The 19267-nt window shown below is 57.3% G+C and carries 24 protein-coding genes; 12 read left to right on the top strand and 12 right to left on the bottom strand.

The annotated features are described in order from the left end of the window. Positions 1-9: 9 nt before the first annotated feature. The 3 genes from ABJM03_RS03505 to ABJM03_RS03495 form a co-directional block, all read right to left on the bottom strand. On the bottom strand, positions 10-1077 hold the full coding sequence (locus ABJM03_RS03505; RefSeq protein ID WP_348415583.1) for a 5-(carboxyamino)imidazole ribonucleotide synthase: 1068 nt from the start codon (positions 1075-1077) through the stop codon (positions 10-12). Then, positions 1070-1558: a 5-(carboxyamino)imidazole ribonucleotide mutase gene (gene purE, locus ABJM03_RS03500; RefSeq protein WP_348415581.1), complete on the bottom strand. Its 489-nt coding sequence runs from the start codon at positions 1556-1558 to the stop codon at positions 1070-1072. The genes ABJM03_RS03505 and purE overlap by 8 nt, the downstream gene beginning before the upstream one ends. A 112-nt stretch (positions 1559-1670) precedes the next feature. Continuing rightward, a complete protein-coding gene (locus ABJM03_RS03495; protein ID WP_348415579.1) occupies positions 1671-1895 on the bottom strand; it encodes a DUF465 domain-containing protein in 225 nt (74 codons plus the stop codon). Between the two features lie 165 nt (positions 1896-2060). Between ABJM03_RS03495 and ABJM03_RS03490 the strand changes: the two genes are divergently transcribed. The 3 genes from ABJM03_RS03490 (at position 2061) to ABJM03_RS03480 (ending at position 3652) form a co-directional block, all read left to right on the top strand. Next, the gene (locus ABJM03_RS03490) at positions 2061-2474 is read left to right on the top strand and encodes an Hsp20 family protein (protein ID WP_348415577.1); all 414 of its coding nucleotides are present in this window, start codon (positions 2061-2063) and stop codon (positions 2472-2474) included. A gap of 5 nt (positions 2475-2479) precedes the next feature. Then, complete coding sequence (locus tag ABJM03_RS03485) at positions 2480-2701, top strand: DUF1150 family protein (RefSeq protein WP_348415575.1); 222 nt, start codon at positions 2480-2482, stop codon at positions 2699-2701. 78 nt (positions 2702-2779) lie between these two features. Beyond that, positions 2780-3652 (top strand): PhzF family phenazine biosynthesis protein, encoded by an 873-nt coding sequence (locus ABJM03_RS03480; RefSeq protein ID WP_348415573.1) that lies wholly within the window; start codon positions 2780-2782, stop codon positions 3650-3652. Positions 3653-3733: 81 nt separating this feature from the next. On the opposite strand, the gene ABJM03_RS03475 is transcribed toward ABJM03_RS03480, so the two are convergent. Together ABJM03_RS03475 and trxB are read right to left on the bottom strand one after the other, a co-directional pair. Then, entirely contained in the window at positions 3734-5809 is a 2076-nt protein-coding gene (locus tag ABJM03_RS03475) for a bifunctional sulfate adenylyltransferase/adenylylsulfate kinase (protein ID WP_348415571.1), read from the bottom strand. A gap of 136 nt (positions 5810-5945) precedes the next feature. Further along, a complete protein-coding gene (gene trxB, locus ABJM03_RS03470) occupies positions 5946-6893 on the bottom strand; it encodes a thioredoxin-disulfide reductase (RefSeq protein ID WP_348415569.1) in 948 nt (315 codons plus the stop codon). Positions 6894-7154: 261 nt separating this feature from the next. Here trxB and ABJM03_RS03465 point away from each other — a divergent pair, with 261 nt between their 5' ends. Beyond that, a complete protein-coding gene (locus ABJM03_RS03465) occupies positions 7155-7655 on the top strand; it encodes an Lrp/AsnC family transcriptional regulator (protein ID WP_348415567.1) in 501 nt (166 codons plus the stop codon). 28 nt (positions 7656-7683) lie between these two features. On the opposite strand, the gene ABJM03_RS03460 is transcribed toward ABJM03_RS03465, so the two are convergent. The 5 genes from ABJM03_RS03460 to lgt form a co-directional block, all read right to left on the bottom strand. After that, complete coding sequence (locus ABJM03_RS03460) at positions 7684-8460, bottom strand: Hint domain-containing protein (RefSeq protein ID WP_348415565.1); 777 nt, start codon at positions 8458-8460, stop codon at positions 7684-7686. A gap of 336 nt (positions 8461-8796) precedes the next feature. Further along, a complete protein-coding gene (locus ABJM03_RS03455) occupies positions 8797-8943 on the bottom strand; it encodes a hypothetical protein (protein WP_348415563.1) in 147 nt (48 codons plus the stop codon). A 287-nt stretch (positions 8944-9230) separates the two neighbouring features. Further along, the gene (gene pgeF, locus ABJM03_RS03450; RefSeq protein WP_348415561.1) at positions 9231-9983 is read right to left on the bottom strand and encodes a peptidoglycan editing factor PgeF; all 753 of its coding nucleotides are present in this window, start codon (positions 9981-9983) and stop codon (positions 9231-9233) included. Continuing rightward, complete coding sequence (locus tag ABJM03_RS03445; protein WP_348415559.1) at positions 9980-11041, bottom strand: SAM-dependent methyltransferase; 1062 nt, start codon at positions 11039-11041, stop codon at positions 9980-9982. Before ABJM03_RS03445 ends, pgeF begins: the two co-directional genes overlap by 4 nt. Further along, complete coding sequence (gene lgt / locus ABJM03_RS03440) at positions 11038-11925, bottom strand: prolipoprotein diacylglyceryl transferase (protein ID WP_348415558.1); 888 nt, start codon at positions 11923-11925, stop codon at positions 11038-11040. Before lgt ends, ABJM03_RS03445 begins: the two co-directional genes overlap by 4 nt. 91 nt (positions 11926-12016) lie before the next feature. Here lgt and ABJM03_RS03435 point away from each other — a divergent pair, with 91 nt between their 5' ends. The 5 genes from ABJM03_RS03435 to ABJM03_RS03415 all read left to right on the top strand — a co-directional run bounded on the left by ABJM03_RS03435 (position 12017) and on the right by ABJM03_RS03415 (position 15198). Continuing rightward, a complete protein-coding gene (locus tag ABJM03_RS03435) occupies positions 12017-12256 on the top strand; it encodes an accessory factor UbiK family protein (RefSeq protein ID WP_348415556.1) in 240 nt (79 codons plus the stop codon). A 315-nt stretch (positions 12257-12571) separates the two neighbouring features. Continuing rightward, complete coding sequence (locus ABJM03_RS03430) at positions 12572-13072, top strand: YbjN domain-containing protein (RefSeq protein ID WP_348415554.1); 501 nt, start codon at positions 12572-12574, stop codon at positions 13070-13072. Between the two features lie 32 nt (positions 13073-13104). Then, positions 13105-13920 carry a pyrroline-5-carboxylate reductase gene (gene proC / locus ABJM03_RS03425; protein WP_348415552.1) on the top strand — a complete coding sequence of 272 codons (816 nt, stop codon included), beginning with the start codon at positions 13105-13107 and terminating at the stop codon, positions 13918-13920. Further along, complete coding sequence (locus ABJM03_RS03420; protein WP_348415550.1) at positions 13913-14251, top strand: tRNA-binding protein; 339 nt, start codon at positions 13913-13915, stop codon at positions 14249-14251. Before proC ends, ABJM03_RS03420 begins: the two co-directional genes overlap by 8 nt. Further along, on the top strand, positions 14248-15198 hold the full coding sequence (locus ABJM03_RS03415; RefSeq protein WP_348415548.1) for a D-glycerate dehydrogenase: 951 nt from the start codon (positions 14248-14250) through the stop codon (positions 15196-15198). Before ABJM03_RS03420 ends, ABJM03_RS03415 begins: the two co-directional genes overlap by 4 nt. On the opposite strand, the gene ABJM03_RS03410 is transcribed toward ABJM03_RS03415, so the two are convergent. After that, on the bottom strand, positions 15195-15776 hold the full coding sequence (locus ABJM03_RS03410; protein WP_348415546.1) for a thymidine kinase: 582 nt from the start codon (positions 15774-15776) through the stop codon (positions 15195-15197). The genes ABJM03_RS03415 and ABJM03_RS03410 overlap by 4 nt on opposite strands. Before the next feature lie 140 nt (positions 15777-15916). Here ABJM03_RS03410 and ABJM03_RS03405 point away from each other — a divergent pair, with 140 nt between their 5' ends. Both ABJM03_RS03405 and arsH read left to right on the top strand, forming a co-directional pair. Further along, entirely contained in the window at positions 15917-16375 is a 459-nt protein-coding gene (locus tag ABJM03_RS03405) for a hypothetical protein (RefSeq protein ID WP_348415545.1), read from the top strand. Then, entirely contained in the window at positions 16362-17084 is a 723-nt protein-coding gene (gene arsH, locus ABJM03_RS03400) for an arsenical resistance protein ArsH (RefSeq protein ID WP_348415543.1), read from the top strand. Before ABJM03_RS03405 ends, arsH begins: the two co-directional genes overlap by 14 nt. On the opposite strand, the gene ABJM03_RS03395 is transcribed toward arsH, so the two are convergent. Further along, positions 17081-18205: a beta-ketoacyl-ACP synthase III gene (locus tag ABJM03_RS03395; RefSeq protein ID WP_348415541.1), complete on the bottom strand. Its 1125-nt coding sequence runs from the start codon at positions 18203-18205 to the stop codon at positions 17081-17083. The genes arsH and ABJM03_RS03395 overlap by 4 nt on opposite strands. Before the next feature lie 176 nt (positions 18206-18381). On the opposite strand from ABJM03_RS03395, the gene ABJM03_RS03390 reads away from it, so the two are divergent. Continuing rightward, the gene (locus ABJM03_RS03390; RefSeq protein WP_348415539.1) at positions 18382-18837 is read left to right on the top strand and encodes a BrnA antitoxin family protein; all 456 of its coding nucleotides are present in this window, start codon (positions 18382-18384) and stop codon (positions 18835-18837) included. Positions 18838-19267: the final 430 nt, after the last annotated feature.

Here is a 19267-nt window from a genome sequence, read left to right as displayed (position 1 = left end):
CCGCAGGGATCAGGTTTTGATCCGGTTGACGTGGCCCATTTTGCGGCCCTGTTTTGTCTCGGCTTTTCCGTAAAGATGCAGCGCGCAGCCCGTTTCACGGGCAAGCTCGGGCAGGCGGTCCACATCATGGCCAATCAGGTTTTCCATCACGACATCCGAATGGCGGCTGCCATCGCCAAGCGGCCAGCCCGCGATGGCGCGGATGTGTTGCTCGAATTGGTCCACAGCACAGCCATTCTGGGTCCAGTGACCTGAATTATGCACGCGCGGCGCAATCTCGTTCACGATTGGTCCCTGAGGGGTGATAAACAACTCAACCCCCATGACGCCTACATAGTCCAGCGTGTTCAATATCTTGGCTGCAAGCAGGATAGCATCGGTGCGCAGGCTGGCCGGAATGGCTGCAGGAACGGTGGTGGTGTGCAAGATCCCGTCACGGTGCACGTTTTCACCGGGATCATAACAGGCAACCTCGCCCTGCGGGTTGCGCGCGGCAATGATGGAAATCTCGATGGAGAAGTCGACAAACCCCTCCAGCACCGCTGGGGCACCGGCCATATCGGCAAGCGCTGTGGCCGCATCATCGGCGCTGTGCAAGCGGGACTGGCCCTTGCCGTCATAGCCAAAGCGCCGTGTTTTCAGGATTGCGGGCGTGCCAATCGTGGCAATCGCCGCATCAAGGCTTGCGGCATCGGTGATATCCGCAAAGGGCGCGACCTTCAGGCCGATGTCTTGTAGGAAGTTCTTCTCGACCAGCCGATCTTGGGAGGTGCCAAGCGCGCGGCGGTTGGGGTGGATCGGAGTAAGTGCCTCGATCGCATCCAGCGCCTCGGTGGGGATGTTCTCAAACTCATAGGTGACCAGATCGACAGAGCGGGCAAAAGCCTCGAGCGCTGCGGTGTCGTCATAAGAGGCTGTGGTCACGCGATGGGCGACATCTGCGGCAGGCGGGTTGGCACCGGGCTCGAAAATATGGGTGCGCAGGCCCAGACGTGCGGCGGCAACGCTCAGCATGCGGCCAAGTTGACCGCCGCCCAGAATCCCGATGGTTGCGCCTGTTGGTAGAGGGTTAGTCATCGCTGGGCACCTCGGGGATAGAGGCCGAGAGCGCGTCGCGCCATGCGTCCAGCCGTGTGGCCAGCGCAGGGTCTTGTAGCGCCAGAATGCCAGCGGCCATCAGCGCGGCATTGGCTGCACCAGCCGCACCAATGGCCATGGTCGCCACGGGAAAGCCGCGTGGCATTTGCACGATGGAATATAGGCTGTCGACCCCTGACAAGGCTTTGGTCTGGATTGGCACGCCAACCACCGGCACGCGGGTCTTAGAAGCCATCATGCCCGGCAAATGCGCAGCACCACCAGCACCGGCGATGATCACCTGCAAGCCGCGTGTGGCGGCGGTTTTGCCATAGTCCCACAGCCGGTCGGGTGTGCGGTGCGCCGAGACAATGCGTGTCTCATAGGCGATGCCCAACTCATCCAGAAGCGTTGCCGCTTCGCGCATGGTGGGCCAATCGGATTGTGATCCCATGATGATGCCAACGGGGGGGGTGCTCATGAAAATAGGCCCTTTTAGATCATAGATTTCGACCCGCACTATAGTCATTCCGCTTGGCGGGGCAATGTGGCGGAGAGGCGTTGTTGATGTGGGGATGCAGATTTGCGCAGGCTTAGGCGATGATATCCGGCGTCAGGCGGTCTTCAATCTGGGCGATGCGGTCTTTGAGACGTAATTTTTGCTTTTTCAGCCGTTGCAGGGTGAGCGGATCGGCTGTGCCACGTTCATTGAGCGCATGGATCGCATCATCCAGATCGCGGTGCTCGCGGCGGTATACTTCAAGTTCCACACGCAGCACTTCATCGTTCTTCATGGCGGGGTCATTTTGGTCGGTCATAAACGTTTCGATTCTGCTCCGGAATTGTAGTTTTCATCATAAGCCTTAACCACTGTGCCGCCTAGCCCTTGCGCGATTGCTCCGTAGTTCCCATATTAATGAGGTGCCGCTGCCGAAATCGGGGCAGCACAGACTGTCGCTTGAGATCATAAGGACGTGTCATAGATGACGAAACTTACACTTGCCTCATATCCGCATATGTTGGGGTTTGAGCAGCTGGAGCGCGTGTTGGAGCGCAGTGCAAAATCCGGCAACGAGGGGTATCCGCCTTTCAACATCGAACAGACGTCGGAGCGCAGCTATCGCATTACGCTGGCGGTCGCAGGGTTCTCCGAAGCTAACCTGTCGATCACCGTTGAGGACCGTCAATTGGTCATCCGGGGACGACAGAGCGACGATGGCGAAGACCGCGTGTTCTTGCATCGCGGCATCGCGGGCCGCCAGTTCCAGCGCAGTTTTGTGCTGGCTGACGGGGTCGAAGTGGGCGAGGCGCTGATGGAGAACGGTTTGCTGCATGTGGACCTGACCCAAGCCAAGCCTGAAACGGTTGTGCAGACCATCAATATCCGAAAGGGGTAAACGACATGGACATGAGTTTAATGACAGACCAGCAGGATCGCACCGTATATGTCAAAACGATCGCCGTGACGGACCTCCCCCGTGAGGTGCGCGATCAGGCAGAAGGCCTTGAACAGCTGTTCGCAGTGCATGATGCAAAGGGTCAGCAGCTTGCCCTTGTGGGGGACCGCAAGCTGGCATTCGATCTTGCGCGCGAACATAATTACGCGCCTGTATTGGTACATTAGCACGCTTGACCGCGCGATATTTCAGGATTTCATGTAAGGGCTGCCATCGGGCGGCCCTTTTTCATTCGGAGTAGATGGATGGCGTTTGAATTTGATTGGGTGGATGCATTTAGTGATGTGCCCTTTGGAGGGAACGGCTGTGCGGTGGTGCATGGCGGCGCACAGCTGTCTGATGAGGTTTGCATGGCCTATGTGCGGGAAACCTCGTTAGTTGAATGTACTTTTACCGGCCCTTCGGATGTTGCCGATATTCATGTGCGCTACTTTCTTGCCAGTCGCGAGATTCCTTTTGCTGGCCACCCCACCGTTGCGACCGTTGTTGCGATGCGTAACCGTGGCATGATCAACGATGGTCCGCTGGTGTTGGAAACGGGGGCAGGGCTTGTCCATGTGACGGTGCAGGGAGCGCAGGTCAGCATGACCCAGATCGCGCCCGTCTTTGGTGTGCAGCCGGACAAGGCGCTGGTCGCCGCTGTGGGCGGGATTGATCCTGCCGACATTATTCACCCGCCACAGGTTGTCTCGACGGGCTTGCCGTTCTGCATCACCGTGCTCAAGGATCGCGCCACTTTAGAGGCATTGCGCATGGATGCGGACGCGTTGGCGGCATATGGGGCTGCATTGGGCAGCGGTGATATAGATGTGATGGAGCCGTTCTGGGTCACGCTCGAGGGGGCGACCCAAGCAGGCGACACCTACAGTCGCTTGCTCATGGCACCGCCCAGCCCGCCCGAAGACCCGTTCACTGGCTCGGCCACGGGCTGCATGGCAAGTTATCTGTGGGCATATGGGCTGATCAAGAGCCCGACCTTCACAGCCGAGCAAGGCCACGGCATGGGGCGGGCGGGGCAGGCGCAAGTCGAAGTCCTTGGCTCGCGGGATGCGATCACGGGGGTAAAGGTCAGCGGGCAGGGTGTGGTGGTGATGTCGGGCACTGCCTATCTGGATTAGGCGATTGGCGCGGGTTTTCGTGTCGGAACGCAAAAGGCCAACCCCGTAAGGTTGGCCTTTCTTCTTTTCGCTGCAAAGGGTTTAGCCCTTGATCAGACCCATGCTTTCGAGCTTGAGCAGAACCTGATGCGCGCAGTTGTCGACATCAACGCTTTCTGTCTCGATAACCAGCTCAGCATTTGTTGGAACGTCATAGGGATCGGAGATGCCTGTGAATTCCTTGATCTTGCCTTCGCGGGCCAGCTTGTACAGGCCTTTGCGGTCACGGCGTTCGCATTCCTCGATCGAAGTGGCAACATGCACTTCAACAAAGGCACCAAAGCTCTCGATGTCTTCACGCACGGCGCGGCGCGTGGTGGCATAGGGGGCGATGGGGGCACAGATCGCGATGCCACCGTTCTTGGTGATCTCGGATGCAACATAGCCGATGCGGCGGATGTTCAGGTCGCGGTGCTCTTTGCTAAAGCCCAGCTCTGAAGACAGGTTTTTGCGCACAATGTCACCGTCAAGCAATGTCACAGGGCGGCCGCCTTGCTCCATCAGTTTTACCATCAAAGCGTTGGCAATGGTGGATTTGCCCGAGCCGGAGAAGCCTGTGAAGAAGACGGTAAAGCCCTGTTTGGCACGCGGTGGCTTGGTGCGGCGCAGCTCTTTTACAACTTCAGGGAAGGAGAACCACTCAGGAATTTCCAGACCTTCGGCCAAACGGCGGCGCAGCTCGGTGCCCGAGATGTTTAGGATGGTCACATCGTCTTTGTCTTTGATCTCGTCCATGGCTTCATATTGTGCGCGCTCTTGCACCCAAACCATGTGTTTGAAATCGACCATTTCGATGCCCATTTCTTCTTGATGCGCGCGGAAGAGCTCCTGTGCATCATAGGGGCCGTAGAAATCTTCGCCCTGAGAGTTGGAGCCGGGGCCTGCGTGGTCGCGACCAACGATAAAGTGGGTGCAGCCGTGGTTTTTGCGGATCAGACCGTGCCAGACAGCCTCACGTGGGCCAGCCATACGCATGGCGAGGTTCAGCAGCGACATAGAGGTAGTGGACTGTGGGTATTGGTCCAGAACCGCCTCATAGCAACGCACGCGGGTAAAGTGGTCCACATCGCCCGGCTTGGTCAGGCCCACAACGGGGTGGATCAGCAGGTTGGCTTGGGCTTCGCGTGCGGCGCGGAAGGTGAGCTCTTGGTGGGCGCGGTGCAGCGGGTTGCGGGTTTGGAATGCAACCACTTTGCGCCAGCCCATTTTGCGGAAATAGGCGCGCAATTCGTTTGGCGTGTCACGGCGTGCTTTGAAGTCATAGTGCACTGGCTGCTGGATGCCGGTCACGGGGCCGCCCAGATATACTTTGCCGGCTTGGTTGTGCAGGTAGTTGACAGCGGGGTGCGCGTCATCGTCGGCACCGAATACTTTTTCCGCTTCCAGCGCTTTGTTCGGCACCCAGTTGTCGGTGACGGTCATGGTGGCAAGAATCACGCCTTCTTGGTCGCGCAGTGCGATGTCCTGACCGATTTCCAGCGATGCTGCGAAATCTTCGGATACGTCCAGCGTGATTGGCATGGGCCACAGGCTACCGTCGGCAAGGCGCATGTTTTCAACAACACCGTCATAGTCGGCTTGCGACAGGAAGCCTTTGAGCGGGTTGAAGCCGCCGTTCATCAGCAGCTCAAGATCGCAGATCTGGCGCGGGGTCAGGTCGTGGCTGACCATTTCGCCGGCTTCGATCTTCATTTTTTGCGCGCTGTCATATGAGACATAAAGTTCTGGAATGGGATCAAGGTTTGTCATAATGAATTTTGTCCTATGATTTAGGGGGGATAGGCCCGAGGTTGTGCCGGTCAGCTCTGCATGCAATGCGTCATATTCTGCAAATTTTCTGGCCAGAAATTGATCCGTGAGGCGGTTTTTCAGGGCCGCGCCGCGGGGGGTGATTGAGTAGGCAAAGCGCGCGCGCTTGTCTGGTCCGTTGTGGTCTGTAACACGAACAAGCCCCGCATCGGTAGCTTGGCGCAAAAGCGCGTTCAAGCGGCCAAGCGATATTCCGACGGCTTGCGCGATAACCCGCTGCGACGCATCAGACCCGATATCAAGCTGCCGAAGCAGCCGGAACATCTGATCTTCTTGGTCAGCGGTTAATGTTGCAGGAGCAAGGGGCATCGTTCACTCAGGGTTTGTTCATGAGTGAACGTATACATGAAAACTTTGTTCACGAAAGAACAAACTTTGCGGTGGGGCTGTGCGTGTGGTTTTGGCAACGGCCGTCGCGGTGCACCCGCGACGGCCAAGGTCGGGTTCAGGCGTCGTCTTGTTCGGCCAGCCAGCGTTCGGCCTCAAGTGCGGCCATGCAGCCCATTCCAGCAGAGGTGACTGCCTGACGGTATTTGTGGTCCGTCAGGTCGCCTGCGGCAAACACGCCGGGGATCGAGGTTTCTGTGCTGTCAGGTTTGGTGACAACATAGCCGCCCATATGGGTTTCCAGCGTATCCTTGACCAGCTCGTTGGCGGGCGCGTGGCCGATGGCAACAAAGACGCCTTTGCAGGGGATGTCGGTGATTTCGCCGGTCTGGGTGTGCTTGACCTTGATGCCGTCAACGCCCAGTGGGCTATCGGTGCCATAGACTTCGTCAAGCTGGTGGAACCACAGCGGCTCGATCTTGGGGTTTTTCTTCAGGCGGTCGATCAGGATCGCCTCGGCGCGCAGTTCGTCGCGGCGGTGCACCAGCGTGACTTTCGACGCAAAATTGGTCAGGAATAGCGCTTCTTCTACGGCGGTATTGCCGCCGCCGATGACGACGATCTCTTGGCCGCGGTAAAAGAAGCCGTCGCAGGTGGCGCAGGCGGAGACTCCAAAGCCTTTGAATTTCTCTTCCGTCTCAAGACCCAGCCATTTGGCGCGCGCACCCGTGGCAAGGATCACAGCATCAGCCACATAGGTCGTGCCGCTGTCGCCTTTGGCGGTGAAGGGGCGTTTGGACAGATCAAGGTCGGTGATGATATCGCCGATGATCTCGGTGCCCATCGCTTTGGCGTGGGCTTCCATGCGCAGCATCAGGTCGGGGCCTTGTACCTCGTTGTCGCCGGGCCAGTTTTCGACCTCGGTGGTGGTGGTTAGCTGACCGCCTGGCTCAATCCCTTGAACGAGGATCGGCTCCAGCATGGCGCGGCTGGCGTAGATGCCGGCTGTATAGCCTGTTGGGCCTGAGCCGATGATCAGAAGCTTGGTCTTGCGTGTCTCGGCCATGGGGCACCTTTTATATCGAGGAATCTTTGTCAGGCTTGATATATACACCTGTGTAGCTGGCTTAAACCCCAGTGAAGCGGGCGGAGCGCTTCACGCCGCGTTGTTGGGCGTGGAGGGCTTTGAATTACCGGTTTTGAGGGTCGCCATTTTGCGCGCTTGACGCAAGCACGGGCATGAATTTTACTAATGTTGCGCTTGTTTGAAATAATGTTGCGCCTGATCTGATTGCTTGTATAACAATCGAAATCTTTTGGGGGGCTTATGGCTGGTACACGACTGGATCCGATTGACCGGAAAATTCTAGCTGAATTGCAGGCAGATGGGCGGATGACCAATGTTGAGCTGGCCAAGCGGGTCGGCATTTCTGCACCGCCATGTTTGCGCCGTGTGCGCACCCTTGAAGAACAAGGATTTGTGCGCGGCTATCATGCCGAAGTGAACGCACGCGCGCTGGGCTTTGAGGTGCAGGTTTTTGCAATGGTCGGCCTGAGCAGCCAGGCCGAGGCGGATTTGTCCGCCTTTGAAGAGCGTTGCCGCGAATGGTCGCTTGTGCGTGAGTGTCACATGCTTAACGGGGAGGTGGATTTCATGCTCAAATGCGTGGCACCTGATCTGTCGAGCTTTCAAAGCTTTCTCACCGGCCAGCTGTTGACCGCCCCGAATGTGGCAAGCGTCAAGACTTCGCTGGTGATACGAAACGCCAAGGATGACCCCGGCGTTCCGTTCGATGTTCTAGAGGAACGATTGCGCGTCGAGCCGTGATGATGCGGCTCGCTACAAGCTTGGCGTTTTAGTGCACGTCCAGATCGGGTGCGCGCGGTGAGGCCAATGGGCCAAAGTCGGTCAAATGGCTAATTCTGGGAAATAGCGAAATAAACCGGTCGCGTTGGGCGTGTGATATTTCACGCGGCGCGGCAGAGCCGGGATGGAAGGTTTCCATCTCGATCCCGTCCACATTGATCACCGCATGGCGTGACAAGCAAATGTGGAACAGGCGGATAGGCGTCGGCGGCGTCACTTCGATCACATTCACACCATCCACAAATCTCGATGCAGGCGTCAACAGTTGCCGCCCGTCTGACAGGCCGCGCAGGTTGGCGGCGGTGTGCAGGATACGTGCGCCCGGCCCAACGGTAACAGACCGCTCGGGCCGTGATTGGCCAAGGGCATCTGGCATAATGCGGATGAGCGGTGTGCGCTGTCCGGTATCGTGGGGCGAAAATGTTGACGTTCCAATCCACGTAAGCATCGCCGGCTCACCGGTCGAGGTGCGTACCATATCGCCGGGTTGCAAATCCTCGATAGCGATCGGACCCATCGTGGTCTGGATCAGGCTGCCGTGCGTAAAGGCAGAAAAAGCGGATTCAAACAGAGGCAGCGCCGGTGCTGTGCTTTGCCCGATATAAAGTGAGTCGTCCTCGCGCAAGGCGGCGACCTCATACATACGCTTGGCTGTCGGGGCCTGCGGCATTTGGGTGGCAGTGCCCGCCGGAGAAGAGTTCATTATTCCGTACCCTGTTTTACGGCCCTTAAGCCGCACGGCAGCTGGATTGGCAGTCAATGTCATGTGCGTAACCTGCTTTGGTTTTGTCACATCCCTCGTCGGCCCCCACCGACAACGACGGAAATAACATAATGTGTCATTTCGTGTCTTTTACCAGACATAATTCGCCATTTTTCCGCCTCATTGTCAAAGGTTACACGACATTTCGGCTGCTCTGGGCATCAATAATAGTAATTTTTTAGAATTTGTTTCCGTTTCTTTCGATGCAGCTGCCACATTGTTGATGCAGGGCGCGAAATGAGGGGGCTGGAATCGAAAACTCCCCACGAATCGACGCGGGGAGAAATCATGATCAACGCACATTCGGGGGAAGTGCGCTGCTATTTATTCAGATGTGCCTCAGGCAGTTTTGCGCAGCGGGGCTTCGGCAGCATTGCGTTTTGCGATAAAGGCGGCGCGGCGGGTCCCGCGGGCCCAAGGCATCACGGTGTCATTCTCGGCAGCGGCTTTTACGATCGACTTGATGAAACGTGCGTTGGTTTTCATGGTTCTTGTCCTCATGGTCTGCTTTGTTTTGGGGCGATGCCCTTGCTTGAGGATGAATATGAACGGGCAATCGGGCCGGTTTACGGCAAATAGCGAAGAATCTCAGAAAATACGGCACGTGTAGCGGAGCAATTGAGGCACGGGCTGCCTTATTTTACGAGAGCCTTGAAAATATGGGGTTAGGGCATGATTGTGCGTATCCGGGAAACAGTGCAGTTGATTGTTTCGCTGCGCTAAGCTGTCGATTTAGGCATCCAAGGGGCGCTAGGTGCCGCAATTGTGCCGGATTACAGGGTGATGGCCGCAATCAGACGACCATAGTCGGCCTCTTTCGCATGAGTGGCCCGCCGGTAGGAGTAGAAACGATCCGGATCGGAAAAGGTGCAGTGGCGCGTCCATTCTGCATGTCCCACACCCGCCGCCCGCAAACGGTTGAGGCCAAAGCCCGGTAGATCAAACAACAGCCGGTCACCGGTGCCGTTGATAAAATAGCGGGCAAAGTCGGGGTCGTTATCCATGAAGCTGTCCATGAATTCGGGACCGACCTCATAGGCGCGTTGGCTGATCGAAGGGCCAATGACCGCGACGACATTCTCGCGTGCAGCACCCAATGTCTCCATCGCGTCGACAGTGGCCTCTAGCACACCGTCAAGCGCACCGCGCCATCCCGCGTGGGCCGCACCAATCACACCGGCCTGCGCATCGGCAAACAACACAGGCTGGCAATCGGCGGACAGTACAGACAGGGCCAAGCCGGGGGTGGCCGTGACCAGCGCATCGGCGCGGGGCTTTTCCGGCATGGGAGAATCGACAACGATGGCGGTGGGCGAGTGGACTTGATGCACGCCCAAAAGGTGGTCAGGTGCCACACCCATTGCCTCGGCCACCCGCGCGCGGTTGATGGCGACGATCTCGGCCTGATCGGTTGATCCATGCCCGCAGTTCAGCCCTGAAAACACCCCCGAAGAGGCGCCGCCGCGGCGCGTGAAAAAGCCGTGCTTTGCGGGCAGCGAATCGAGGGTCAGGATTTCGAGAGTCATGTTTCCAGTCCGGGTAGCATGGGGGCGCCATTTGGCACGATGCCGAATGTCTTGAACAAGTTTCCCATTTCCTGCGGGTGCGTCAAGCGGCGATGTGCGGCGATGTGGTCATCTAATTGCTCACCGGTGAGGCTTTGGGCAAGAGACTGCGCGCGCTGGGTGATGCCAAGACGTTCCAGAAATACCCCTTGGGGGGTGATGCGGCTGGGCACGGCTGGTGGGCATGCACGCAGCAAGGCCTCGAAATCCACATGGGCCGTCAGGTCGGCACATCCGGGGGCCGCCAGCGGATCGGTGGGCGCATGGTCTTGTACGGCTTGCAGGGTATCGCCCAGCGTGCGCCAGTCGCCATAGTCAAAGATCAACGCGGCACCGCCGTGGCTGGCGATCCGGGTTGAAACTGTCGACAGGATCGGCGCTGCGGCAGGGCAATCCTCGATCAGGTCGCCGTCCTTGGTATCCTCAAGCCGGTCGGCAAAGGCGGGCTGTGGCTGTGCAGGTCCAAGGCCAAACACCAAAGCACCGTCCTGTACGCCAACCTGACGTTCGCGCCATTTGGTTCCTTCGCGGACGAATTGGCGAATGGGGAGCGCGTCAAAAAACTCATTTGCAACAATAAAGGTCGCCTGATCAGGGAGCTCTTCGATCTGGTCGATCCAGCGGGGGGCATATCCCTCAAGCGCCTCTGCCTGAAGCGCGCGCAGGGCCGGGGATGCTTCCATCAGGGTGATTTGAGCGGCATCGTGAAATCCTGGCACGGCTTTGGTTGCGCGCAGGATGTCGGCCATCAGCGTGCCACGACCGGGGCCAAGCTCGGCAAGGGTGAAGGGAGCGGGCGCACCCTGATCCAACCAGTTTTGCGCAAGGGCAAGGCCTACAAGCTCTCCGAACATCTGGCTGATTTCGGGTGCGGTGACAAAATCGCCTTGGGCACCAAAGGGCGTGCGGGTTGTGTAGTACCCATGCGTCGGGTGCAGCAGGCAGGTCGAGATATAGGCATCAAGACGCATGGGCCCCTGTGCGGATATCTGGGATATGAGCGTGTCGCGCAGGCTCATGCGGCTTGCCGCCGTGCCCGCACAATAAAGAACAGGCCAACGGCAATCATCGGCACGCAAAGAACCTGTCCCATGGTCAGCCCGTAACCGCCCGACTGCAAGGCAAGGCCCAAGGGATTGCCGGCAGTGACAAATTGCGCATCCGGCTGGCGCACGAACTCGACCAGAAAGCGCGCGACGCCATAGCCGGCAAGAAAGGTCCCCATCAGCAGGCCCGGCGTTTTGAAAGCACCACGTCGCCATGCAAGCCAGACAAGGATGGCGCCCAATATGGCCCCCTCAAGCGCGGCTTCATAAAGCTGCGAGGGATGGCGTGCACAGATACCCACGACGTCGGGGCAATATTGCGCAGCCTCCGTCGGAAAGGCTACACCCCAAGGCAGATCGGTGGGGCGGCCCCATAATTCGGCATTGATGAAATTGGCCAGCCGACCCAATAGCAAACCCGGAAAAATGCCCAATGCGACCAGATCGCCGGCGCTGATGCGGGGGATGTTGTGGCGGCCCGTATATAGAAAGGCCGCGATGATCACGCCTAGTGCGCCACCATGAAAGGACATGCCGCCCTCCCAGACCCGTAAAATTTGGGCGGGGTTCGAAAGGTAAAATCCGGGCTGGTAAAACAGAACATATCCCAGCCGCCCGCCAAGGATCACCCCGAGGATCACCCATGTCAGCAGATCTTCGATCTGCACGGGGGTCATGACGGGCTGTTCCCCCCGCCAAAGGCGCGGCGTTTTTGCGGCTCGCACGACCAAGCGCCAGCCAAGCAAAATCCCTGCAATATAAGCCAGCGCATACCAGCGCAGCGCAAAGCTCATGCCAAAAAGATTGATCGAGAAAATCTCGGGCGAGATGTCGGGGAAGGGGATGAATGCGTGCATGCGGTGATTGAGCGCGGCTGGCGGGCGATGTCAACCTTGCATGGCGGCGCAGGGCACTCCATATAAGGGCTATAGCCAGTGGAGTACCCTCATGCAGACCCGCAATAAAATTTTTGACGACCTCAGCCAGATCATGACAAACGCTATGGGCGTGGCTCAGGGGGCCAAAGACGAGGCTGAAAATGCCATGAAGGGCATGTTGGACCGCTGGTTGGCTGATCGCGATTTTGTGACCCGCGAAGAATTCGATGCTGTGCGCGCAATGGCACAGAAGGCGCGCGAAGAGAACGAAGCGCTCAAGGCGCGGCTGGACGCGATCGAGGCAAAGTAAGCCGCAACCGGCGCGATCCGGAGGCACGCCACCCTGCGCGGCCTCGCTTATTTTCAGTGAAGTTTTTTGAATGCTCTGCCGTTGGCGGGGCATTTTTCGATATATTGCGTAAATTTTCGATTTTTCCACAATATTTTGCGGTTACCCCCAGATAGTTGCGGGTTATCCCCAGAAAAACACTTGCCAGACTGTATCGTGCCCGCCACCATATGTTGTAGGGCGCACAGGCAAACACGCGTCCGCTAGCGTAAGCACCCAAGGCTAGGGGGCGCAGATCAGGCCCCACCGCTTTGGCGACAACAAAAAGGTGGCATCATGGCCCTGTCCGAACAGTATCTGGAAGATGACATTCACCCCATTGATATCGTTGAGACCCTAGCGGCTCATCATGAGTGGGATTTTGACCGAATTTCCGATGAACAGATCGCTATGACTGTGGAAGGCCAATGGCGCACCTATTCGGTGACACTGGCCTGGTCGGCCTATGACGAAACACTGCGCCTCATTTGCACCTTCGAGATGGAGCCACCGGAAGACAAGTTGCCGGCGCTTTATAGTCTGCTCAACGATGTGAATGATCGCTGCTGGGCCGGTGCCTTTACCTATTGGGAAGAGCAGCAGATGATGGTGTACCGCTACGGTCTGGTGTTGTCGGGCGGCCATATCGCCAGCCCTGAACAGATCGACACGATGATCGGTGCCGCCGTGATGAGTGCCGAGCGGTACTACCCTGCGGTTCAGTTGGTGATCTGGGGCGACCGCAGTCCGCATGATGCATTGCAAGTCGCCATTGCAGAGGGCTACGGGCGCGCGTAACCCTGTTCCCCGAAAGCTAAAGGGGGATACTCATGGAAAATTCACGCATCGCGGCGCAGGGGCTGGTGCTTTTGGGCTGCGGCAAGATGGGCTCGGCCATGTTGGAAGGGTGGTTGGCGCGCGGACTGCCGGCGGCGTCGGTTTGGGTACGTGACCCGTATCCATCCGAATGGTTGCAGGCGACGGGTGTGCAAATAAACACGGACCTTCCTGCGACCCCTGCAATTGTTCTGGTGGCGGTAAAGCCGCAAATGATGGCTGAGGCGTTGCCGGTTTTGCGCAATATGGGCAACAGCGACACCGTATTCGTAAGCGTGGCAGCCGGTACGCCGATCTCCTTCTTTGAAACGACATTGGGGGCGCAAACACCTGTTGTGCGCGCCATGCCCAATACGCCTGCTGCCATCTCGCAAGGGATCACGGCGATTGTAGCCAATGACCATGCAGGCGCGCGCGGTCTGGACGAGGCGGAATCGCTGCTCTCGGCTGTAGGCGAAGTTGTGCGGTTGTCCGAAGAGGCCGAGATCGACGCGGTCACCGGCGTAAGCGGCTCTGGTCCGGCCTATGTCTTTCATATGATCGAAACGCTTGCTGATGCCGGTGTCGCCGAAGGCCTGCCTGCCGATATGGCGATGCAGCTTGCCCGCGCGACGGTCGCGGGGGCAGGGGCCTTAGCCATGGCCGCTGACGAGGATCCGACACAACTGCGGATCAATGTCACCAGCCCTAATGGTACGACGCAGGCCGCACTGGAGGTGTTGATGGATGAACAAGACGGGATGCCCGCGCTGATGCGGCGCGCGGTTGCTGCGGCAGCGGCGCGATCACGGGAGCTGGCACGTGGCTGAGATTTCTTTTGATGATTTTATGAAGGTCGACATCCGCACCGGACGCGTGACAAAGGCCGAAGCCTTCCCTGAGGCGCGCAAGCCAGCGATAAAGCTGTGGATCGACTTTGGCGCTGAAATCGGTGTGCGTAAAACCTCTGCGCAGATTACCGTGCACTACACGCCCGAAAGTTTGATCGGGAAGCAGGTGATGGCGGTGGTCAACTTCCCGCCGCGCCAGATCGGCCCGTTTATGTCGGAAGTGCTGGTGCTGGGTGTGCCGGATGAAAACGGGGCCATCGTTTTGGTCACACCGGACAGCGAAACCCCCAGTGGAGGACGGATGCATTGAAAAAGCTGCTTATAACCAGAGTATTGCCCGACGCGGTGTACCCGCTTCTTGACGGGTGGGATGTTGTGCGGCGCGATCTGACAACGCCGCTAGACGGTGCCGAGATGCGCAGCGCGTTGCAAGAATTCGATGCCGTCCTGTGTACGCTTGGGGATCAGTTCTCGGCAGAGGTGTTTGCCGATGTTACGCAGCCGCGCTGCCGGATGTTGGCCAATTTCGGCGTAGGTTATAACCACATCGACGTAGCCGCAGCACAGGCCGCGGGCCTCGTGGTGAGCAACACACCCGGGGCGGTTACCGATGCCACGGCGGATGTGGCCATGACCCTGATGTTGATGAGTGCGCGGCGCGCAGGTGAAGGTGAGCGGCTGGTGCGTGCGGGGGCTTGGGAAGGCTGGCACCCGACGCAAATGCTGGGCATGCATCTGACGGGCAAAAGCGTCGGTATTGTCGGTATGGGCCGCATCGGGCAGGCCATCGCGCGGCGTTGTCATTTCGGTTTTGATATGGCGGTGCATTACTTTGGGCGCGGCCGGAAAGAGCTTGCCTTTGAAGCGACGTATCACAGTGATCTAAAGGCTATGGCCGCTGCGGTTGATGTGTTGGTGACTGCGGTCCCGGCCAGCCCTGCAACGCATCATATCATCGACAAGGACGTCTTGTCTGCGATGCAGCCTCATGCGCGTTTGATCAATATCGCTCGCGGTGATGTGGTCGCCGAGGATGCGCTGATCGAAGCGCTTGGCAACAAGACAATCGGGGGTGCGGGGCTGGATGTCTACGAATTCGAGCCTGAGGTCCCCGAGGCATTGAGGGCTCTGGATAACGTGGTGCTATTGCCGCATTTAGGTACTGCAACCGAGGAGGTGCGTGTGGATATGGGCCGTATGGCGGTTGAGAATCTACAAGCCTTCCTAGTCGGAAAAACGCCTCCGAACCTCGTTTAGCTGCCGTTAACGGCAGCACGCCAATGGCGGCGGCAAAGCGAGACATAGGTTTCATTGCCGCCGACCTGCACCTGCGCGCCATCGCGCATGGTATTGCCATCGGCATCAAGGCGGATCACCATCGTCGCCTTTTTTCCGCAATGGCAGATGGTTCTGATCTCGCGCATCTCGTCAGAAAGCGCCAGCAGAGCGGCAGAACCGGGAAACAGCTGCCCCATAAAATCCACACGCAGCCCATAGCACATGATCGGCACGCCCAGCTCATCTACTGCGCGGGCGATTTGCCAGACCTGAGCATCACTTAGGAAGTGTGCTTCATCAATGAAAATACAGGCACAGGGGCCTGTGTTCAGACGATTCTGCACTTTGGCGAATAAATCTTCGTGAGCGTCAAAAGTGTCCGCGTCCTCGCCGATGCCGATACGGGAGGCGATCCGCCCTTCGCCTGCGCGGTTGTCAAGCTTTGCGGTCATCAAATACGGGACCATGCCGCGTTCTTTGTAATTGTGAGCCGCTTGTAGCAAAACAGTCGATTTGCCTGCGTTCATGGTGGAATAATTGAAGTAAAGCTTTGCCATAGCGGTTTTTACATAGTCGGAAGTTCCAATTACAAGGCGTTTGGCGCATTTTTGGTCGAAGTTGCGGGAATTGTACTATGACTGTCGTAACTTGGCCTATATATGCAATAAAGAACGGACTCGCGTTTAAGGATACGAACATGAATGCCGCTGGCAACTATTTGAAGAAGCATACTGAAGCATTGGTCAAAGCCGTAGGCGTTGAAGCCGCTTGTGAAGTTACTGGCAAATCCAAGGCCACGCTGGGGCGGTATTATTCGGACCATGATGAACATGCAGATCGATTCATGCCGGTGGATGCGGTGGCAGCACTGGAAACGGCGGCTGGCTACCCCCATCTGACCCAAGCTTTGGCTGAACTTTCAGGTGCGCATCTTCAATATGACGAACGCAGGCCCAATGACATGTCCAAAGGGACGGTTAATTCGGATGTGATCGCGCTGAGCCAGCGGTTCGCCATGCTTATGGCGGAATACCAACAGTCCATGGAAGACGGGAAGATCACCATCAACGAGGCCAAACGGCTGTTGAAGGAAACGACCATGCTGCAGCAGGTTCTGGTGGATATGAAGCTGCATCTGGAAGATGAAGGTGTCTGACAACCTTCCTGCATTGAACGCAGCCGCGCTTCCGGAAATTGATGTCGAATATCTGAAATCCAATGATGATCCGGGGCATAAGCCACGGATTTTATTGCTTTACGGATCACTACGAGAGGAAAGCTATTCCCGCCGTGCAGCGGAGGAATCAGCGCGTATTCTTGAGCTGTTGGGCTGTGAGACCAAGCTGTTCGATCCTCGTGGTTTACCGCAGCCTGATGACGCAGACGCGGATCATCCCAAAGTCGCTGAATTGCGCGAACTGGCTATCTGGTCCGAGGGGATGGTCTGGTCCAGCCCCGAGCGGCATGGGGCGATGACGAGCATTATGAAAAGCCAGATTGACTGGCTTCCGCTGTCCTTGCAGGGAGGCATACGGCCGACGCAGGGCAAGACATTGGCGGTTATGCAGGTGTCTGGCGGGTCGCAGTCGTTTAATACGGTCAACCAGATGCGGATTTTGGGCCGCTGGATGCGGATGGTGACCATCCCAAATCAATCCAGTATTCCAAAGGCTTGGCTGGAGTTCGATAAGGATGGGCGTCTGCCTGAGGGGCCGTTTTATGCGCGTGTAGTTGATGTGATGGAAGAGCTGGTGAAATTCACCTGGCTGGTGCGTGGCCGCGCCGACTATCTTGTGGACCGGTATTCAGAACGGGTTGAGACAGCGGCGCAGGTGCATGAGCGGGTATCGCTCAAAAAGATCTAGCCGCGTTTCTGAACGATCACCGAGCCCACGGAATACCCCGCCCCGAAAGAGCAGATCAGGCCGGTGTCTCCATCCTCGAAGTCATTGGAATTCTGAGAAAAAGCGATGATCGAGCCGGCGGAGGATGTGTTGGCGTAATCTTGCAGGATGTTGGGTTGCTCACCTTCTTCGGGGGTGCGCTCCAAGACCTTTTTGCCGATGAAATCATTCATGGATTTATTGGCTTGGTGCAGCCAAACACGTTTTAAATCAGTGGCTTGCACGTTGTTGTCGGTCATGTGTTCTGAGATATGGGCAGCCACCATGGGCAGCACCTCTTTGAACACTTTGCGGCCATTCTGCATGAATTGCATATCGCGGCGGTCAGCCAAGCCGTCGGGTCGGGAGCGGCGCAAGAAGCCGTTGTTGTTGCGGATGTTGTTCGAGAAGTCCGTCGCGCAACGGGTTGATTTGATTTCAAAGTAGGGGCCGGTCGCATCCTCTGTCCGTTCCAGAAAAACCGCCGTCGCCACATCGCCAAAGATGAAATGGCAGTCACGGTCGCGCCATTCTAAATGGGCAGAGCATATTTCCGGGTTAACGACCAGCGCGCTGCGGATTGAGCCGGAGCGGATCATGTCTGCGGCTGCCTGAATCCCGAAGGTGGCAGAGGAGCAAGCGACATTCATATCAAAGGCGAAGCCGTTGATTTCCAACAGGTCTTGGATCTCTATCGCGACGGCAGGATAGGCGCGTTCGAGGTTGGAGGCGGCGCAGATCACGGCGTCTACATCGGCGGCGGTTTTGCCTGCGGCGGTGAGGGCTTTGGTGGCGGCATCAAGGGCCATTTCGGCCATGAGCGAGGGTTCGTCATCGCTGCGCTGGCGCAGGAGGGGATGCATCACAGTTGGGTCGAGGATACCTTTTTTATCAATGACATAACGCTGGTTGATGCCAGAGGCTTTGACGATGAATTCTTCGGAGGAATATGCTTTTGCGGGCAGCTCTCCGGCGTCGATTTTTGCTGCGTTTTCAGCGTTGTAGAGATCGACATAAGCGTTGAAAGAGGCGACCAGTTCGGCGTTGGTAATAACCTGTTCAGGGGTGAAAACGCCGGAGCCTGTAATTGCGGGTGTGTACATCTTTGTTTCCTCTTTAATCACGGGCTTCTAGCGTGGTTAACGCCTGTGGATAACGCGGTGTCTGCGGGGGTGTCACACAATGTGCACCGCGCGTGCACCGGCTGTGCATACGCTCTGTTCGGACGTTATTAACGAAAATTTTGCAGACTGCCCATGGGAATTTTGAAAGGGTTAACATGCGACAGGCGGGCAAGATACAGCGTGAACATCATAATTACTTTGTCGATCTGATGAAGCAGATCGAATGGGACCTGCACCAGCAGATGCTGGACAAACGCCGCGTGCCTGACGAATGGCACGAGATCGCGCGCGGCAAGATGCGGCAAGCCAAGACGCGGGTGACGCTGCGGCTGGAGGAGGACGTGGTGAAGTTCTTTCGCAAGATGGGGCCGGGGTATCAGCAGCGGGTGAACGATGTGCTGTCGGCGTGGATGCACGGGCGGCTGGCGGCGCTGATCAAGGGGCCGGATGCCAGCGATATTGACCTAGAGCTGATGCGGGTGGATTGGCGCGCACGTCTGGGCGACCGAGAGCTGAGCGAGCATAATCTGGTACGGGGGAAAGACGGGCGGATATTTGATGTGGAGGCGGTGCGGTATTTGGATGAGGGGGAGGGTAAAGGGCGGCTATAAGAGATGGTGCTCTTCTGGATTTTCTGCGCTTTTCAGCTAAAGCGGGAGTGACACTGAGAGATATCTACTTCTTATTAAGATAAAGAATGCTTGCACCACCATGGCAATGGAACGATGCTTGGCGGTATTTCTAAGAGATTTAGCTCACGTCATGATCCTGAATATTAAGCCGATAATCGAGTTTATTCAACTTCGGCAGCAATACCTTTTTTGGATAGCAATACTGTCCTGCGTTGTCTATTTCGTAAGTCGGATTTTTCCTGATGAGTTCTCGGAACAATTCGCTGTCGTGAGCTACCCCCCGAAATTCGGACACTGACGTAAGCTGCGATTTGTAGTCTGCTGATCTTCAACACGAAGGAGATCAGGAATGTCGAAACGGAAGCAACATCATCCAGAATTCAAGGCCAAGGTGGCGTTGGAAGCGCTG

The organism is Sulfitobacter sp., from assembly GCF_039977885.1.
GTDB lineage: Bacteria > Pseudomonadota > Alphaproteobacteria > Rhodobacterales > Rhodobacteraceae > Sulfitobacter.
The sequence above is the reverse complement of the archived record's forward strand: the minus strand, read 5'-3'. Positions and strand labels throughout refer to the sequence as shown.

Coding starts and splice junctions, on each gene's coding strand:
- ABJM03_RS03495 (WP_348415579.1), bottom strand. CDS start 1,895: ATGACCGACCAAAATGACCCCGCCATGAAGAACGATGAAGTGCTGCGT.
- ABJM03_RS03435 (WP_348415556.1), top strand. CDS start 12,017: ATGCAGACCCGCAATAAAATTTTTGACGACCTCAGCCAGATCATGACA.
- ABJM03_RS03480 (WP_348415573.1), top strand. CDS start 2,780: ATGGCGTTTGAATTTGATTGGGTGGATGCATTTAGTGATGTGCCCTTT.
- ABJM03_RS03505 (WP_348415583.1), bottom strand. CDS start 1,077: ATGACTAACCCTCTACCAACAGGCGCAACCATCGGGATTCTGGGCGGC.
- pgeF (WP_348415561.1), bottom strand. CDS start 9,983: ATGACTCTCGAAATCCTGACCCTCGATTCGCTGCCCGCAAAGCACGGC.
- ABJM03_RS03475 (WP_348415571.1), bottom strand. CDS start 5,809: ATGCCCCTTGCTCCTGCAACATTAACCGCTGACCAAGAAGATCAGATG.
- ABJM03_RS03490 (WP_348415577.1), top strand. CDS start 2,061: ATGACGAAACTTACACTTGCCTCATATCCGCATATGTTGGGGTTTGAG.
- ABJM03_RS03405 (WP_348415545.1), top strand. CDS start 15,917: ATGAATGCCGCTGGCAACTATTTGAAGAAGCATACTGAAGCATTGGTC.
- arsH (WP_348415543.1), top strand. CDS start 16,362: ATGAAGGTGTCTGACAACCTTCCTGCATTGAACGCAGCCGCGCTTCCG.
- ABJM03_RS03395 (WP_348415541.1), bottom strand. CDS start 18,205: ATGTACACACCCGCAATTACAGGCTCCGGCGTTTTCACCCCTGAACAG.
- trxB (WP_348415569.1), bottom strand. CDS start 6,893: ATGGCCGAGACACGCAAGACCAAGCTTCTGATCATCGGCTCAGGCCCA.
- ABJM03_RS03390 (WP_348415539.1), top strand. CDS start 18,382: ATGCGACAGGCGGGCAAGATACAGCGTGAACATCATAATTACTTTGTC.
- ABJM03_RS03465 (WP_348415567.1), top strand. CDS start 7,155: ATGGCTGGTACACGACTGGATCCGATTGACCGGAAAATTCTAGCTGAA.
- ABJM03_RS03455 (WP_348415563.1), bottom strand. CDS start 8,943: ATGAAAACCAACGCACGTTTCATCAAGTCGATCGTAAAAGCCGCTGCC.
- proC (WP_348415552.1), top strand. CDS start 13,105: ATGGAAAATTCACGCATCGCGGCGCAGGGGCTGGTGCTTTTGGGCTGC.
- lgt (WP_348415558.1), bottom strand. CDS start 11,925: ATGCACGCATTCATCCCCTTCCCCGACATCTCGCCCGAGATTTTCTCG.
- purE (WP_348415581.1), bottom strand. CDS start 1,558: ATGAGCACCCCCCCCGTTGGCATCATCATGGGATCACAATCCGATTGG.
- ABJM03_RS03410 (WP_348415546.1), bottom strand. CDS start 15,776: ATGGCAAAGCTTTACTTCAATTATTCCACCATGAACGCAGGCAAATCG.
- ABJM03_RS03485 (WP_348415575.1), top strand. CDS start 2,480: ATGGACATGAGTTTAATGACAGACCAGCAGGATCGCACCGTATATGTC.
- ABJM03_RS03445 (WP_348415559.1), bottom strand. CDS start 11,041: ATGAGCCTGCGCGACACGCTCATATCCCAGATATCCGCACAGGGGCCC.
- ABJM03_RS03430 (WP_348415554.1), top strand. CDS start 12,572: ATGGCCCTGTCCGAACAGTATCTGGAAGATGACATTCACCCCATTGAT.
- ABJM03_RS03460 (WP_348415565.1), bottom strand. CDS start 8,460: ATGACATTGACTGCCAATCCAGCTGCCGTGCGGCTTAAGGGCCGTAAA.